14 protein-coding genes are annotated in these 13,848 nt (G+C 72.7%); 9 read left to right on the forward strand and 5 right to left on the reverse strand.

What is annotated here, in order from left to right:
* Positions 1 to 157: 157 nt before the first annotated feature.
* The 4 genes from ACFV0O_RS11670 to ACFV0O_RS11685 all read left to right on the forward strand — a co-directional run bounded on the left by ACFV0O_RS11670 (position 158) and on the right by ACFV0O_RS11685 (position 3,861).
* Positions 158 to 484, forward strand: a complete 327-nt coding sequence (locus ACFV0O_RS11670) for a hypothetical protein (RefSeq protein WP_380339630.1) — start codon at positions 158 to 160, stop codon at positions 482 to 484.
* Positions 485 to 603: 119 nt separating this feature from the next.
* Positions 604 to 1,710 (forward strand): DUF6745 domain-containing protein, encoded by a 1,107-nt coding sequence (locus ACFV0O_RS11675; protein ID WP_380339633.1) that lies wholly within the window; start codon positions 604 to 606, stop codon positions 1,708 to 1,710.
* Positions 1,711 to 1,840: 130 nt separating this feature from the next.
* On the forward strand, positions 1,841 to 2,635 hold the full coding sequence (locus ACFV0O_RS11680) for a MerR family transcriptional regulator (RefSeq protein WP_380339636.1): 795 nt from the start codon (positions 1,841 to 1,843) through the stop codon (positions 2,633 to 2,635).
* Complete coding sequence (locus tag ACFV0O_RS11685) at positions 2,632 to 3,861, forward strand: glycosyltransferase (protein ID WP_380339638.1); 1,230 nt, start codon at positions 2,632 to 2,634, stop codon at positions 3,859 to 3,861. Before ACFV0O_RS11680 ends, ACFV0O_RS11685 begins: the two co-directional genes overlap by 4 nt.
* Positions 3,862 to 4,032: 171 nt before the next feature.
* Here the strand turns inward: ACFV0O_RS11685 and ACFV0O_RS11690 are convergent, their stop codons facing one another.
* Positions 4,033 to 4,830 (reverse strand): class I SAM-dependent methyltransferase, encoded by a 798-nt coding sequence (locus ACFV0O_RS11690; protein ID WP_380339641.1) that lies wholly within the window; start codon positions 4,828 to 4,830, stop codon positions 4,033 to 4,035.
* Positions 4,831 to 4,935: 105 nt separating this feature from the next.
* Here ACFV0O_RS11690 and ACFV0O_RS11695 point away from each other — a divergent pair, with 105 nt between their 5' ends.
* Positions 4,936 to 5,448, forward strand: coding sequence for a hypothetical protein (locus ACFV0O_RS11695; RefSeq protein ID WP_380339644.1), 513 nt, complete (start codon positions 4,936 to 4,938; stop codon positions 5,446 to 5,448).
* A 7-nt stretch (positions 5,449 to 5,455) separates the two neighbouring features.
* On the forward strand, positions 5,456 to 6,226 hold the full coding sequence (locus ACFV0O_RS11700; RefSeq protein ID WP_380339647.1) for a class I SAM-dependent methyltransferase: 771 nt from the start codon (positions 5,456 to 5,458) through the stop codon (positions 6,224 to 6,226).
* 416 nt (positions 6,227 to 6,642) lie between these two features.
* Here ACFV0O_RS11700 and ACFV0O_RS11705 read toward each other — a convergent pair whose 3' ends face one another.
* Genes ACFV0O_RS11705 through ACFV0O_RS11715 form a run of 3 tightly spaced genes read right to left on the reverse strand, consistent with a single transcriptional unit; the run spans position 6,643 to position 9,756 of the window.
* On the reverse strand, positions 6,643 to 7,626 hold the full coding sequence (locus ACFV0O_RS11705; protein ID WP_380339648.1) for a DUF4097 family beta strand repeat-containing protein: 984 nt from the start codon (positions 7,624 to 7,626) through the stop codon (positions 6,643 to 6,645).
* 52 nt (positions 7,627 to 7,678) lie between these two features.
* Complete coding sequence (locus ACFV0O_RS11710; protein WP_380339651.1) at positions 7,679 to 9,019, reverse strand: FtsX-like permease family protein; 1,341 nt, start codon at positions 9,017 to 9,019, stop codon at positions 7,679 to 7,681.
* On the reverse strand, positions 9,016 to 9,756 hold the full coding sequence (locus ACFV0O_RS11715) for an ABC transporter ATP-binding protein (protein WP_380339654.1): 741 nt from the start codon (positions 9,754 to 9,756) through the stop codon (positions 9,016 to 9,018). The genes ACFV0O_RS11710 and ACFV0O_RS11715 overlap by 4 nt, the downstream gene beginning before the upstream one ends.
* 150 nt (positions 9,757 to 9,906) lie before the next feature.
* Between ACFV0O_RS11715 and ACFV0O_RS11720 the strand changes: the two genes are divergently transcribed.
* Positions 9,907 to 11,073 carry a histidine kinase gene (locus ACFV0O_RS11720; RefSeq protein ID WP_380339657.1) on the forward strand — a complete coding sequence of 389 codons (1,167 nt, stop codon included), beginning with the start codon at positions 9,907 to 9,909 and terminating at the stop codon, positions 11,071 to 11,073.
* 5 nt (positions 11,074 to 11,078) lie between these two features.
* Positions 11,079 to 11,774 (forward strand): response regulator, encoded by a 696-nt coding sequence (locus ACFV0O_RS11725; RefSeq protein WP_380339909.1) that lies wholly within the window; start codon positions 11,079 to 11,081, stop codon positions 11,772 to 11,774.
* 1,129 nt (positions 11,775 to 12,903) lie between these two features.
* Here ACFV0O_RS11725 and ACFV0O_RS11730 read toward each other — a convergent pair.
* Positions 12,904 to 13,188 (reverse strand): hypothetical protein, encoded by a 285-nt coding sequence (locus ACFV0O_RS11730; protein WP_380339660.1) that lies wholly within the window; start codon positions 13,186 to 13,188, stop codon positions 12,904 to 12,906.
* Positions 13,189 to 13,542: 354 nt separating this feature from the next.
* On the opposite strand from ACFV0O_RS11730, the gene ACFV0O_RS11735 reads away from it, so the two are divergent.
* The gene (locus ACFV0O_RS11735) at positions 13,543 to 13,842 is read left to right on the forward strand and encodes a hypothetical protein (RefSeq protein WP_380339663.1); all 300 of its coding nucleotides are present in this window, start codon (positions 13,543 to 13,545) and stop codon (positions 13,840 to 13,842) included.
* Positions 13,843 to 13,848: the final 6 nt, after the last annotated feature.

Here is a 13,848-nt window from a genome sequence, read left to right on the forward strand (position 1 = left end):
AGGGACCGACAGACCGGCGGCCGGGTCGGAGCCGGGGCGCGTTGTCAGACCCATGCCCTATGTTCCGGTCATGGCTCCGGAGAGTGACCGCGGGAGGCGCGGCGGAGCCGTGGGCCCAGGCGTCCGCCGGGCCCGGCCGTACGGCGAGGGAGGACTGATGTACCGCCAGGGTGACGTGCTGATCGTGCCGGTCGAGGAGGAGGCGGTGCCGCCGCGGGCGGCGGAGCTGGCCGTGCAGCCCCGGGACGCGCGGGGCCGGATGGTGCTCGCCCTGGGCGAGGTCACCGGGCACGCGCACGCCGTGGTCGGCCCGGGTGAGCTGCGCCGTGAGGCGGGGCCGTTCGGCGCGGGCTGGCTCCACCTGCCCGAGGGCGGGCGGGTGGTGCACGAGGAACACGCGGCGATACCGCTGCCGAAGGGCTGGTACCGGGTGGTCCGTCAGCGCGAGTACGTCCCCGGCGCGGTGCGGATGGTCGCGGACTGACGCCCGCTCCGCCGGAGCCGGCGGGCAGGGGAGCGGTGGCACGGTGCGGGCGGGGGCCGCTGGAACGGATCGAGAGCGGACGGCCGGGTGAGGAGCCCGGGCCGGGAACGGAGCAGACGATGGAGACGGTGACCCAGAACGACCCGACGGCCGTGCGGACGCCGGACCGGACCGCCGGGGTGACGGCCCGCTGGCGCGCCGCCGCCGCGGCCACCGGGGCCGGCGACCGGGCGGCGGCCGAACGTGCCGTACGGGCCGCCTACCGGGCGGCCGGGCTGCCCGAGCCCGCGGTGGTCCGCTGGTTCGACTCGCCCCTCGCCGCGGCCGGAGCCGCGCTGGAGCTGCGGGCCGCCGGGGCGCAGAGCGTGCGCGAGGCCGTGCGCACCCTGCCCTGGGAGACGGCCCGGCGGCGGGCCGTCGAGCACGTCGGCCCGACCGGTTGGGCGGCGCACTGGGCGCTGACCGGCGGCGAACTCGGCCCGGTCACCACGCCGCTCGCCGACCGGGTGCGCAACGCCGTGCTCGACCGGCTCGCCCCCGAGGCCGACCGCGAGGCCGACGTCGCCGTCGCGGCCGAGGCCCGCTCCCGCCGCACCACGGTCCGGCTCGCGCTGCTGGACGCCGTGCGGGGTCAGCACGACGCGCCGTGGTTCGCCGCCCTGGAAGCCGCCGGGGCCGGCGCCGACGCCGTGGCGCCGCTCGCCGAACAGGCCCGCGAGGCCGGCTGGTGGTGGCCCTACCGGGACGTGGCCCTGCTCAGCGAGCGCCCCACCGCGCTGCACCGCGACGAGGCCGGACGCCTCGACCGGGCGGACGGGCCCGCCCTGGAGTACGCCGACGGCTTCGCCCTGCACGCCTGGCGCGGCATGCCCGTCCCGCCGGAGTTCCTGGCCGGGCTGGCCGAGGTGACCGTCGAACGGATCCGCACCGAGGAGAACGCCGAGCTGCGCCGCGTCCTGCTGGAGCACTACGGCTACGACCGCTACCTGGAGGACTCCGGCGCCGAGCCCCTGCACCGCGACGAGACCGGTGTGCTCTGGCGGATCGTCCTGCCCGACGACGAGCCGGTGGTGATGGTCGAGGTGGTCAACTCCACCCCCGAGCCGGACGGCACGTACCGCACCTACTGGCTGCGCGTCCCTCCGAGCACCCGCACCGCCCGCGCCGGGGTCGCCTGGACCTTCGGCATACCCGAGAGCGCCTACCACCCGCAGCGCGAGACCTGAGCGGGCCCGGTCCCCGGTCCCCGGAGCAGGCCGCTGAGCTGCGCGTGTTGACCCTCACCCCACGTCAGGCCGCACGGTGAGCACAGCGGACGGCCGGACGCACGGACACACGGACACACGGGAGGGACTCATGAGCTGGTCGGTGGGACAGGTCTCGGGATTCGCCGGGGTCACCATCCGGACCCTGCACCACTACGACCGGTCCGGGCTGCTGTCGCCCAGCGAACGCAGTCCGGCCGGCTACCGGCTCTACAACGGCGCGGACCTCGCCAGGCTGCAGCAGATCCTCTTCTACCGCGAGCTCGGGTTCCCGCTCGACGAGATCGCCGAGATCCTGGCCGACCCGCAGGCCAACGCCCTGGACCACCTGCTGGCCCGACGGCAGGCCCTCACCGAGCAGATCGCCCGGCTGCAGAAGCTCGTCGACGTCGCCGAGCGGGCCATCGAGGTCCAGCGCACGGGGCTCGAACTCGGCCCGGAGGAGCGCTTCGAGGTCTTCGGCGACGTCGTCTTCGACCTCAGCTACGCGGCCGACGCCCACCTCAAGTGGGGCGAGCGGGAGAGCCACCAGGAAGCCCTGGCCCGCGCCGCCGCCCACTCGAAGGAGGACTGGCGGCAGTTGATGGCGGAGGCCGCCGCCTGGCGCGGCCGGCTGCTGGCGGCCTTCGACGAGGGTCTACCGGCGGACCACGAGGCTGTGCTGGACCTCGCCGAGGAGCACCGGCAGCACATCACCCGATGGTTCACGCCCTGCCCGCCCGAGATGCACTGCCGGATCGCCGACGACTACGAGGCGGACGCCCGTGCCTTCGCGCTCGTCGTACCGGCAGCCGAGCAGCGCCCGGAGCTGGCCGGGTACCTCCGCACCGCCATCGGCTGCAACGCCGAGCGGCACGGCACGGGCGACCGGGAGGCGACCCGATGAGGATCCTCCTGATGACCGCCGGTTCCCACGGTGACGTCGCGCCCTACACCGGACTCGGGGCGCGGCTGCGCGGCGAGGGGCACCACGTCGCGCTCGCCGCGCCGGAGGCGTTCCGCGAACTGGTGGCCGGCAGTGGCCTGGAGTTCCGGCCGCTCCCGGCCGACCCTCGCGGGACCTCCGCGCCCGCCGGTTCGCGCGGCGGCCGCTCCGAACTGCTCACGCGGGCGGCCGAGTTCATCGACCGACTCGGTGACGGGCTCGCCGACGCCGCCGCGCCCGGTGCCGACGTGCTGCTGCTGAGCGTCACCACCGCGCCGTTGGGCTGGCACCTCGCCGAGGCGATGGACCTGCCGTGTCTCGGGGTCTACCTCCAACCCACCCTGCCGACCCGGGAGTTCCCGCCGGTCGTCGGGGGCGGTCGCTCGCTGGGGAGCTGGGGCAACCGTGCCGCGGGGGCGCTCGGCCAGCAGGTCGTCGACCGCCTGCACACCGCGGCCGCGCGCCGGCTGCGGTCCCGGCTGGGCCTTCCGGCGGTCTCCCAGGGCGCGCGTCGGCGAGCGGTGGAGCGGGCGGGCTGGCCGGTGTTGCACGGATTCAGTCGCGCCCTCGTGCCACGACCGGAGGACTGGCGGGAGGGACTGCGGGTGGTCGGCAACTGGTGGCCGTACGTCGCGGCGGACTACCGGCTCCCGGCCGAGGTCGAGGACTTCCTGCGGGCCGGGCCGCCGCCGGTGTTCATCGGGTTCGGCAGCATGGCGGAGGGGCAGGGCGCGCGGCTCGGTGCCCTTGCCGTGGAGGCGCTGCGGCAGGCGGGACTGCGGGGTGTGCTGCAGGCGGGTTGGGCGGGGACGGTCGGAGAGGGGAGTGACGTGCTGAGCATCGGCGAGGTGTCCCACGCCCACCTCTTCCCGCGCCTGGCGGCTGTCGTGCACCATGCCGGAGCCGGTACGGCGGCCGCGGCGCTCCGGGCCGGAGTCCCGAGCGTTCCGGTCCCGGTGATGGCGGACCAGCCCTTCTGGGCCGACCGGCTCGCCCGGATCGGTGCCGCCACCGCTCCGCTCCGCTTCGCCGATCTCACCGCTGCCCGGCTGGCGGAGGCCGTTCGGCAGGCGGTGGAGGACCGGTCCCTGCGCACGCGGGCGCGGGCGGCGGCGCGCGCGATGGCTGAGGAGGACGGTGCGGCGCGGGTCGCGGAGGCGGTGGCGGCGTTGGGAGGTGGTCGGTAGGTCGCTGCCCTGCGGCAGCGGGGAGGAATCGGTGCGCGGCGGAGGCGACGGCACGAGGGAGGTGATGGCACGAGGGAGGTGATGGCGCCGGAGAGCGTGAGTGGCAACGCTGGGGACCGAAGGTCGGGGCGGAGTACGAGCAGGGCGTAAGGGCGTAAGGGCGCATGGCCGTCAGGCCGTCAAGGCATCCGGGCGTTCGGGCGTACGGGCGATCAGGACGGGCTGGAAGAACCCGGTGTCGGCGGGTGCCTTCCATTCCGCCACGATGAAGCCCGCCGCCGTGGCGAAGGCACTCGACTGCGCCTGGGTGAGGGCCCAGTAGGTGGACCGGTGGACGTCGACACGCCACTGTCCGGCGTGGTCGGACAGCAACTGGAACAGCTCCGAGTCGTACCGCTCGCCGTCCTCGTGCCACTGCCAGAGCTGGAAGACGACGGACCGTTGTCCCTCCCGCTCGGCGGTCTGCGGCGCGGTGGAGGACGGCCGGCCGCGGCGCAGCTCGTCGTACGGGCGGGTGGTGAGCAGCAGCAGACCACCGGGGCGCAGGACGCGGCGCATCTCACTGAGCGCGGCCAGGACGTCCGCCGGGGTGAGCAGGTGGGGCAGCGCGTTGTCCGCGCAGACCACGACGTCGAAGCTGCCGTCGGGGAAGGGGAGCTGCCGCATGTCGGCGGCGGCGGTGGGGAGTTCCAGCCCGCGCCGGACGGCCTCCGCGGCGGCGCGGCCGGCGGCCACCGGGCTGAGGTCCGTCCCGGTGACCCGGTGCCCGCGGCCGGCGAGACCGAGCGCCTGGGTACCGATGCCGCAGGCGCAGTCCAGGACCTCGGCGGCGCGGTCCCCGAGCCGGTCGCGGAGCAGGGCGTCCAACGCGGTGCCCTGACGGATGACGGAGGCGTCCCAGTCGGCGTAGATGAGGTGGTAGCCGGCCGCGAAGTCGTCGTAAAAGCGGGCGACGGGGGATGTGGTCATGGCACCATCCTCGCGGGGCCGTCAGCGCGGTGCAGCGGTTTTCGCAGGCGCCGGGCGCCGGGACCACCCGGGGGCGGGCGGGGACGGGCCGAGGAGGAGGAACGGATGGAAGCCGGGCAGGACCGGTCGGCCGGCCCGGTGGAGCAGCCGGTGGTGCTGCCCGAGGGTTCCTGGTGGGACTGGGACGTCTTCTCCTGGCGCCCGGGCGAGTTGCGCCTGGCCGCCGGGTACGACCTCTCCTACCACCACGGGCTGGAGCTGGTCTTCGCCGATCCGCTCCACGTGCGCTGCCCGGCAGGCTTCCAGGACCCGGTGTTCCGCGCTCCCGCGCCCGAGGAACGCCGGCTCGTCGAGCGGCAGTGCGGCGAACCACCGGGTGTGCTGGTCGCCTTCGAGGCGGACGGCGGTGGCGCGGAGCCGGTGTCCGGGCTGATCGCCGCCGGGAGTCTGGAGGTACGGGTCGGGCTGGTCCTGCGCTACGGACGCGGCGCGGAGCCTGACGGCCGTCGGCCCGGCCAGGAGTCCGACGGCCGTCCGCCCGGCTCGTGCCGCACGGACCTTGCCGGCCACTCGCCCGGTCAGGAATCCGGTGGCCGGACGGCACCGCCACCGGGATGATGCGGGCATGCGCACCTTCGAAGAGCTGATCGCCGAGGCCGGGACCGTGTCCGTGGACGGCTGGGACTTCTCCTGGCTGGACGGCCGGGCCACCGAGGAACGCCCGTCCTGGGGCTACCAGCGGCTGTTGTCCGGACGCCTGGGTGAGGCGTCGGCGGCCCTGGACATCCAGACCGGCGGTGGCGAGGTGCTGGCCGGGGCCCTGCGGCTCGCCGGGCCGCAGGGCCGGATCCCGGCCGTCCTCGCGGCGACCGAGTCCTGGCCGCCGAACCTCGCCCGGGCCACCCGGCTGCTGCACCCGCTGGGCGCGCTGGTGGTCGCGGACCAGGACGAGCCTCCGCTGCCCTTCGCCGACGGGGCCTTCGACCTGGTCAGCAGCCGGCACCCGGTGCGGGCCTGGTGGGCGGAGATCGCCCGGGTGCTGCGGCCCGGCGGCAGCTACTTCGCCCAGCACGTGGGTCCGGCGTCCGTCTTCGAGCTGGTCGAGTACTTCCTCGGGCCGCAGCCGGAGGCGCGCGAGGGCCGTCGGCCCGAGGTCGAGAGCGAGGAGGCGCGGGCTGCCGGACTGGAGGTGGTGGACCTGCGGTCCGAGCGGCTGAGGATGGAGTTCCGCGACATCGGCGCGGTGGTCTACTTCCTGCGCAAGGTGATCTGGATGGTCCCGGGCTTCACCGTCGACGCCCACCGGGACCGGCTGCGCGAACTGGACGCCCGGATCCGCGCCGAAGGCCCGTTCGTGGCCCACTCGGCGCGCTTCCTGATCGAGGCACGAAAGTAGATCGACTCATCCGGTGCGCGCACCGTACAGATGTGGAGGAGCCGAGGGAAGCCTGGAAGGTCCGGCCGGTCGCCCCTGCTGTTGTGAGCACCGATTCATCTGGGCGGCGGGTCGAAAGGCACTCTGAGCCGGAGTGATGTTCCACGCCGGGAGCTCTCCGACAGCTGCCGGGCGGTCGACTACGGCCGGCACAATAGGACTCATTGGCGTCCGGCTGGAGGCCCCACCCGAGTGGGGCGCCGAGAGTGATCGAGTCTCGCGTCTGTGCATGTTGAGCAGGGTCTGCTCGTACCCGTGCTGACCTTTTGCCGACCTATCCGACGAGCAGTCAGATGAATGCCGCCTCCCTCCTCGTGGGTCGCGTTCGTGTATCCGACGTGCGTGGATGGTGCTGGCGGCCCTTCGCGGGCTACTGGTCACTGCCCGTCGCCGGAGAGGCTGAGTTGTCCGTGGAGTTGGGGGAGCACGCCGTCATCGCCACGGCAGCCGTCATCGAAGCGGCGAGCGCCAGGGCTGTACGCCGCCGTACCCGAGGTGTCTTGATTCCGGAGAGGGAGTTGCTTGACATTCGTTCTTTCCTGTTCGACTTTCGCGCTCGATCGAACGCTTCCGGCCTGGTTGCTGCGCGGCGGCCAGGACCTCCCGCCCTTGCCGATGGCGATGCTGCCGTTGCGGGTCCGGACGGCCACGGACTGGCCGCTCGCGTCGTCCTTCGCGACGTTCACGGTGACGTCGCCCTTCTTCGCGGCCGTGCGGACCGCGTACTTCGATTCCGGCAGGCCCAGCTCGACGTTGCCGTCCCTGCTCTGCACGTCGACCAGGTCGGGCACGGCGGCCAGGCCCAGGCCGACGTTGCCGTTCCGCGAGGTGACGCTGACGGACCGGGCGGAGATACCGTCGCCCTCGATGCTTCCGTCGCCGCCTTCCAGGGCCAGCTTGGCTCCGTGGAGGTCCGACAACCGGACGTCGCCGCCGGCGGTCCTGGCCGAGAAGTCGGCGGTGAAGCCGGTGGCCTCGATGCGCCCCTTGCCGCTCTCGGCGGTGACGGCGACCGCGCGCGGCACCTTCACGGTGTACTTCGCGCTGCAGTCCACCGAGATCCCCGTGCAGTCCAGCGGGAGTGTGAGCGTGCCCCCTTCGAGCTGCCGGCCGGACCCCACCTCCCCGCCGACCTTCCTGCCGCTGACCCGTCGTTCCACCTGAACGCCCTCGATGTCGGCGGCCACCAGCGCGAGGTCGGCGGAACCGGACTTGACGGTCAGGCTGCCACCCGCGAAGTCGAAGGACTTCGATTCCACGGTCGCGTCGGCCGATGCGCCGTCCGTGGTGCAGGCCGTGGCGGCGAGGCCGAGGAGCGCGGCTCCGCCGAAGGCGAGAAGCGTGCGCGTGGTCGGTTCCATCGAATTCTTCCTTCGTCAACGAACATGGTGGTGTGGATTCCCGCGCCCCGGTTCACGAGCGCAGCGCCCGGACCGCGACCGTGCGCGACACCCGGGCCGCCTGCAGGACCAGCGCGAGGCAGGTGGTGACCAGCGTCCCGGCGGCGAGCGCCCCGAGCGTGGCCCAGGGGAGGCCCGCCAGGACCCGGACGACGTCGATCCGGGCTCCCAGGGCGATGGTGAGACTCGACACGGCGACGAACAGCACGCCGAAGACGATCGCCGTCCCCGCGTAGATCGCCCCCTCGTAGACCATCGACCGGGTGACCACGCCCGGCCGCGCACCGGCCACCGTCACGACGGCGGAGTCACGGGCGCGCTCCCGCCCGACGAGGGCGATCACGGCGAGGCCCCCGACCCAGGACACGACGAAGACCCAGCCCAGCACGACCAGGATGTCGTCCAGCCCGGCGCTGCCTCCGGGCATGACCTTCCCCATCACCATGAAGAGGCCGACGAACGACAGGGAGAGCGCGAAGGGCAGCACCGTGGTGACGCTCCTCGTCGCGCGGGCCCGGCACGACTGCACGGCAAGGTGCCAGGCGACGCCGCGCGAGGGCACCAGCGCCGTCCAGAGCTTCATCAGCGGGGTGAGCACCCACGGCCCCATCAGCAGCAGCAGGCAGACGAGGAAGAGGTTCCCGGCGAACGCGAAGGCCGTCCGCTGGGCGAGCCCGCCCTTGAGTTCGAGGCCCAGGCCGGGGACCCACATCCCGACCACACCGGCGAGCAGGCACAGGGCGAGGCCACCGCGGGCTACGCCCGGCCGCGCCGGGGGATCGGAGAAGTCCCGGAAGGCGCGCATCTCCGGCGTCCTGGCGGCCCGCCGGGTGACGCCCCAGCCCCCGAGCAGGCACGGAACCAGTCCGAACAGCACGCTCACGCCGACGTACCAGAACCGGAACCCGACCGAGGCCCCGTGCAGTTCGAGACCCGTCCCCTTCCACTGCGCGAGGGCGACACCCGCGACCAGCAGGGCGAGCGGTGCGGCCAGCGCGCCGGCCACCGCGCCCAGCACCACCATCTCCGTCCGCAGGATGAACCTGACCCGGTGGCGCGGAATCCCGAGGATCACCCACAGGGCGTGCTCGCGCCGATGGGTCGTCAGCGTCAAACCGACTGCGGAGGCGACGATGCCCACAGCGGCGAGCACGGTGAAGAAGACGATGTTGCCGCCGAGGGCGATCGACGCGGAGACCATCCGTGCGTCACCCGCCGCCCGCGCCGCCGAGACGGCGCTGAACATCGCGATGGCCGAGCCCGCCGAGCACGCCGCGCCGACCGTGGCGCACAAGAGCGTCCACCACCACATCGACGCCTGCAGGCGGATGTCCGACAGCACGAGCCGGATCACGACTCCTCCCGGCCCGCTTCGTCCGCCGACTGCGCCGCGAGGACGGCGTCGCCCACCGCGCGGGAGTCGCCACCGGGGATGACGGCGTGTACCCGCCCGGACCCCATCACCACGACCTGATCGGCCCGCGCGGCCGCATGAGGGTCGTGGGTGACCATGAGCACCGTGCTCCCCTGCGCGGGAAGCGCCTGCAGCCAGTCGAGCACCACATGACCCGACTTGAGGTCGAGCGCACCCGTCGGCTCGTCGGCGAAGACGATCTGCGGCTGGTTCGCCACCACCCGGGCCACCGCGACGCGCTGGCGCTCGCCACCGGAGAGGCGGTCGGGGCGTCGCCGCGCGTGCTTGGCGATGCCGAGCCGCGCCATGGCGTCCTCGACCCGCGCCCTGGGCACCCGGCGGCCGGCGAGCCGCGCGGGCAGGGCGATGTTGTCCTCGACCGTCAGCGAGCTGACGAGGTTGTACTCCTGGAAGACGAAGCCGATGTTCTCGCTGCGGAACGCGGCCTGCTTGCGGGGGCTGAGTGAGCGGACGTCCGTCCCGAGGATCTCGACGGACCCCGCGGTCGCCCGCTCCAGCCCGGCCGTGCAGAGCAGGAGCGTCGACTTGCCCGAACCGGAGGGGCCGACGACGGCGGTCAGCCGGCCTTCGGGAATCTCCAGGTCGATGTCGTGCAGGACGCGCGTCGTCTCGCCCCGGCGGCCGGGAATGGGGAATTCCGTCCGAAGGCCGCGCAAACGAATGCACGGCACGGGAGCGGTAGTGGAAAATGGCATGAATCAAGGAAAGCAGGGCCGGGCAGTGGAGTGCACGGGTGCCTGCACTGCTATTGGAGGTAGACTTGGATCTACCGCCCGACCGATCCGAACTGTGCGAAAATGTTGATCATGGCGCAGATTCGTGTTGCCCGGAGGCTGCTGACCGAATTTGTCGCAGCGGCCGCCTTTCCGATTCTCCTGATTTCCGTTCTCGCTGCGCCGGTCTCGGTTCCGGTGGTGGCCGAACTGGACCGCTCCAGGGCGCAGTGGTGCGGAGTCCGGACGATGCCGCTGCGACCCGCCGACCGCAGCTGGCCGCAGTGGGTGGCCGGTCGACTGCGGGCACGGTCGGTGTGGAGGACCGACCTCCCCGTGTTCGTCACCACCGCGCTCCTGTCCGCGCTCTCGCTGTTGGTGGGCTTCTTCGGATTCCTCGGAGCTCTGGCGCTGGTTTTCTCCCCCGTCTTCTGGGGTTTCGGCATCGCCGCGGAAGTCGGCCCGTTCACCCCGGCCGCCCTGTGGGAAACCCTCGTGGCGGTGCCCGCGGGAATCGCCCTCGGTGCGGTCACCGTGGGCGCGCTGGCCGGCATCTCCCTGCTCCGCGACCTGCTCCTGCGGGCCTTCTCGGGGAGCCGGAACCCCGACCTGCTCGCGAAACTGGAGGAACTCCGCGCCAGCCGGGCCTCGCTGACGGCGGCCTTCGAGAACGAGCGCCGGCGCATCGAGCGTGACCTGCACGACGGCGCCCAGCAGGAACTCGTCGCCCTCGTCATGCGCCTGGGAATCCTGGAAGCCGCGGCGACGGCCACCGACCAGGAACGGATCGTCCAGCTGGCCCGCCAGGCCCAGGCCCAGGCGGAGCGCGCGCTCGAACGGCTGAGGGAGACGGTGCGCGACATCCACCCCAGCGAACTGAGCGATCTCGGTCTCATCGCCGCCGTCCGGGAACTGGTGGCCAGATCACCGTTGCAGGTCGAACTGACCAGCACCGGTACGGACGCCTGGCTCTCCTCGCCGATCGCCACGGCCGTGTACTTCACGGTCTCCGAGGCCCTGACGAACATCGCCAAGCACGCGGGCGTCGGGAGCGCCCGGATCGAGATGCGGTTCACTGAGAGCGGCGTCCGCGTCCGGGTGGGCGACGACGGCGCCGGCGGCGCGCGGATCAGCACCGGATCCGGGCTCTCCGGGCTGCGTGAGCGGATGCGAAGCGTCGGTGGGAACCTCGAAATCGTCAGCCCGCCGGGCGGCGGAACGGAGGTCGTGGCATCCGCCCCGGCCCAACCGCCGTGGTGACGGAAATCGACAGGGAAAGCGATGGGAAATCGATTGTGAGAATCATCCTGGCGGACGACAGTCTGCTGATACGCGCCGGAATCCGGGAGATCCTGGTTTCCAGTGCCCACGACGTGATCCGCGAATGCGAGGACGCCGACGAACTGGTCGCCGCTGTCGACGACCTCGCCGCCGCCGGAGCCGCCCCCGACCTGGTGATCACGGATGTTCGCATGCCGCCCGGGAACACCGACGACGGACTCCGGGCCGCGATCGACATTCGGTCGCGGCACCAGGACCTGCCGGTGCTGGTCCTCTCCGCCTACGTCACGGGACCGTACGTGCGCGAACTCCTGAACGGCCCGGGCGCCGACGGGGCAGTCGGCTATCTGCTCAAGGAGAAGGTGGGCAGAGTGGCGGACTTCCTGCGGGCCGTCGAGACGGTCTCCGACGGCGGAGTGGTGATCGACCCCGAGGTGGTTCGCCACGTCACCCGCGCCGACCCGCCGCGGGGCCCGCTCGCCCGGCTCACGGCCCGCGAACAGGAGGTGCTCGCTCTCATGGCCGAAGGCCGCTCCAACGCGGAGATCGCGGCAGAGCTGTTCCTCTCGGGCGCCGCCGTGGCCAAACACGTGGGGAACGTCTTCCTGAAACTCGGCATGCCCTCCGGCGAGGACAACCGCCGGGTGAAGGCCATCCTGACCTGGTTCGAATACAACTAGGACGTCAACGCCGTTGCGTTTACCGGCGGCGGCGTGATGCAAGTCCGTCTTCCATGACGTGGATCTCGACAGAGAGGGCGCAGGTCTGGGAGGCAGCCGGGTGGATCGGGGTCAGCGGGCCGACCGGCCAGGTCGGCCGCGCCGTCGTACACCCACTCCTGGAGATCACCGTCCACCGGCATGGGACCGAAGCCACGGCGCAGCTGATTGGCCAGGTCCTCGGCCGGGCGGGCGAAGGCGTGGCGAACGGTTTCCTCGGGCACGGGCAGGCCCGCGCCGAAGGCCCTCAGAGCGAGGTGGCTGCGGTTCGCGGCCCTGGCGGCGGTTTCGGGCGAGCCAGACCACCAGCTGCTCGGTCGCCGTTGTGGAGCTGCCACCCGAGGGGCGGCCGGGGTAGCGCCGGTGGTGAGCAGGGAGCAGCGGGTTCGGACGGCTACACCGGCGTTCGAGATGACGCGCCGACACCTCGGCGCCGTGCTGCGCCGCGAGGTCGATCAAGCGTCGGTCGGCGGGGCTGGGGGAGGTTCTGGCCATGGGCCGAACGTAGTGCCGCCGAGTGTGCTCCGGCCGGGCTGTGGCGAACACCGGGCGGTCGGTTGCTGCCCGGTGTAGTGTCCGCCTGCCGTAGACCCCCCGAGGTTCCCCCGGTTCGGGCGGAACGCCACTTGCTTCGATGAGGGCACGAGGCCGGAGCAACCGGCCGGTGGCGCCAACGTGCCCAGGAGGGAAGGGAGATGGCGACGGACTTGATTAGCGCGGGGCACGTCCGTAGTGGGCGTAGGGAGTGCCGTAGGGCGGCTGGAGTCCGGTGGCGGCGGTACCTGCGGATGGCCGGCGTCAGTGCGCTGAGGGGCGCGTCGTCGGCGGCGGGTGCGGCGGCCGTCAGCGGTGCGCTGTGGTGGCTGGGTCATCGGTGACGGACAGTAGAACCCGGATCTGTCCGTTGCCGAGGGCGAACAGCCCTACAGCGCACACTGCGTACGCGCCGGTCACAGCGGCGCTGGTCGCGGTGGCGGCGCCGATCGCGGTGGTGCAGCAGCAGGCGATCAGCGCGGTAGGTCAGCGGACCGGGTGGTCGAGCATCGGCAGGTGGTCGTCTCTGCGGCCGTACGGGGTCGGGTGCCAGCCGTCACTCGGTCAGGTTGCCGTGCAGGTCGATGCGGTGGATGCGCCAGACGATGCCGCGCTTCCATGCGCCGGGGTCCTCGGGCAGCCAGCCGACGTAGACGCGCCCGTCCGGGCTGGTGCAGTGCACGGTGCCCTCGGGGGTGTCGACCATCGGCCAGCCGAGGCCGCCGAGCAGGGCGAGGGCCGGCTCGGCGCTGTGGTCGGAGGAGTGCCCGGAGCGGTCTGTGAGCCGTGGTTTGCGAGCGGTGGTCCGGGGGCCGGTCGAGTCACGTTGAGTAGTGGTCATGTGTGGTCTCTGGCGGCGCTGACGTGTGCGTCCGTGGTGCTGTGGACGGGTGGGTTCTTCGGCTGGGGCCTTGATCGGGTCCGATGTGTGCGGTGTGGACGATCTGGTGGTGGCGTACGCGGGTGATGGCGCCCGAGCGGGATCGTCTTCGGCCGGCCGATGGCTGGCTGCGTCGCTGGGTCGGTATGTGGCTGGCCGGCGAGACGAAGGTCTCGTGGCCGTTGGGGGGACATGGCGTCGGCTCCGGTGTCGGCGTCGCGGCCGGTGCGGAGGTTCACGTGGCGGTCTCGCCAGGGGCACCGGCCGTGGTTCCGGCCCGTTTTGCGTCCGGCGCTGTTCCTACGCTGAGGTTTTATGACGGATGCCGTGATGCTGGAGCGGATCGCCGCGCGCCGTGCTGACCTGGATCTCCTGGAGGAGCAGTTGGTGAAGCAGCTCGCCTTGGTGCGGGTCGAGCGGGACGAGCTGGTCGTGGCCGAACGCGTGGCGCAGCGGATCCGCGAGCAGAGCTTCGGGGAGTACCTGTCCCTCGCGCCGCCGCAGGTGGGGTCCGTGGCTTCCTTGAACAACCTCGACTCGAATCCCGCTGCGGCCAGGTGGGTGTGCCGGCGCAGCTGGAACGCGGCGGACTCGTGGTCCCGATCGTTCTTCTGATCCTGT

It is taken from the genome of Kitasatospora sp. NPDC059577 (genome assembly GCF_042735475.1).
GTDB lineage: Bacteria > Actinomycetota > Actinomycetes > Streptomycetales > Streptomycetaceae > Kitasatospora.

Excerpts from the sequence above, each read along its gene's own strand:
- ACFV0O_RS11695 (WP_380339644.1), top strand. The coding sequence starts at position 4,936 with ATGGAAGCCGGGCAGGACCGGTCGGCCGGCCCGGTGGAGCAGCCGGTG.
- ACFV0O_RS11685 (WP_380339638.1), top strand. The coding sequence starts at position 2,632 with ATGAGGATCCTCCTGATGACCGCCGGTTCCCACGGTGACGTCGCGCCC.
- ACFV0O_RS11730 (WP_380339660.1), bottom strand. The coding sequence starts at position 13,188 with ATGACCACTACTCAACGTGACTCGACCGGCCCCCGGACCACCGCTCGC.
- ACFV0O_RS11675 (WP_380339633.1), top strand. The coding sequence starts at position 604 with ATGGAGACGGTGACCCAGAACGACCCGACGGCCGTGCGGACGCCGGAC.
- ACFV0O_RS11720 (WP_380339657.1), top strand. The coding sequence starts at position 9,907 with ATGGCGCAGATTCGTGTTGCCCGGAGGCTGCTGACCGAATTTGTCGCA.
- ACFV0O_RS11690 (WP_380339641.1), bottom strand. The coding sequence starts at position 4,830 with ATGACCACATCCCCCGTCGCCCGCTTTTACGACGACTTCGCGGCCGGC.
- ACFV0O_RS11735 (WP_380339663.1), top strand. The coding sequence starts at position 13,543 with ATGACGGATGCCGTGATGCTGGAGCGGATCGCCGCGCGCCGTGCTGAC.
- ACFV0O_RS11700 (WP_380339647.1), top strand. The coding sequence starts at position 5,456 with ATGCGCACCTTCGAAGAGCTGATCGCCGAGGCCGGGACCGTGTCCGTG.
- ACFV0O_RS11705 (WP_380339648.1), bottom strand. The coding sequence starts at position 7,626 with ATGGAACCGACCACGCGCACGCTTCTCGCCTTCGGCGGAGCCGCGCTC.
- ACFV0O_RS11670 (WP_380339630.1), top strand. The coding sequence starts at position 158 with ATGTACCGCCAGGGTGACGTGCTGATCGTGCCGGTCGAGGAGGAGGCG.
- ACFV0O_RS11680 (WP_380339636.1), top strand. The coding sequence starts at position 1,841 with ATGAGCTGGTCGGTGGGACAGGTCTCGGGATTCGCCGGGGTCACCATC.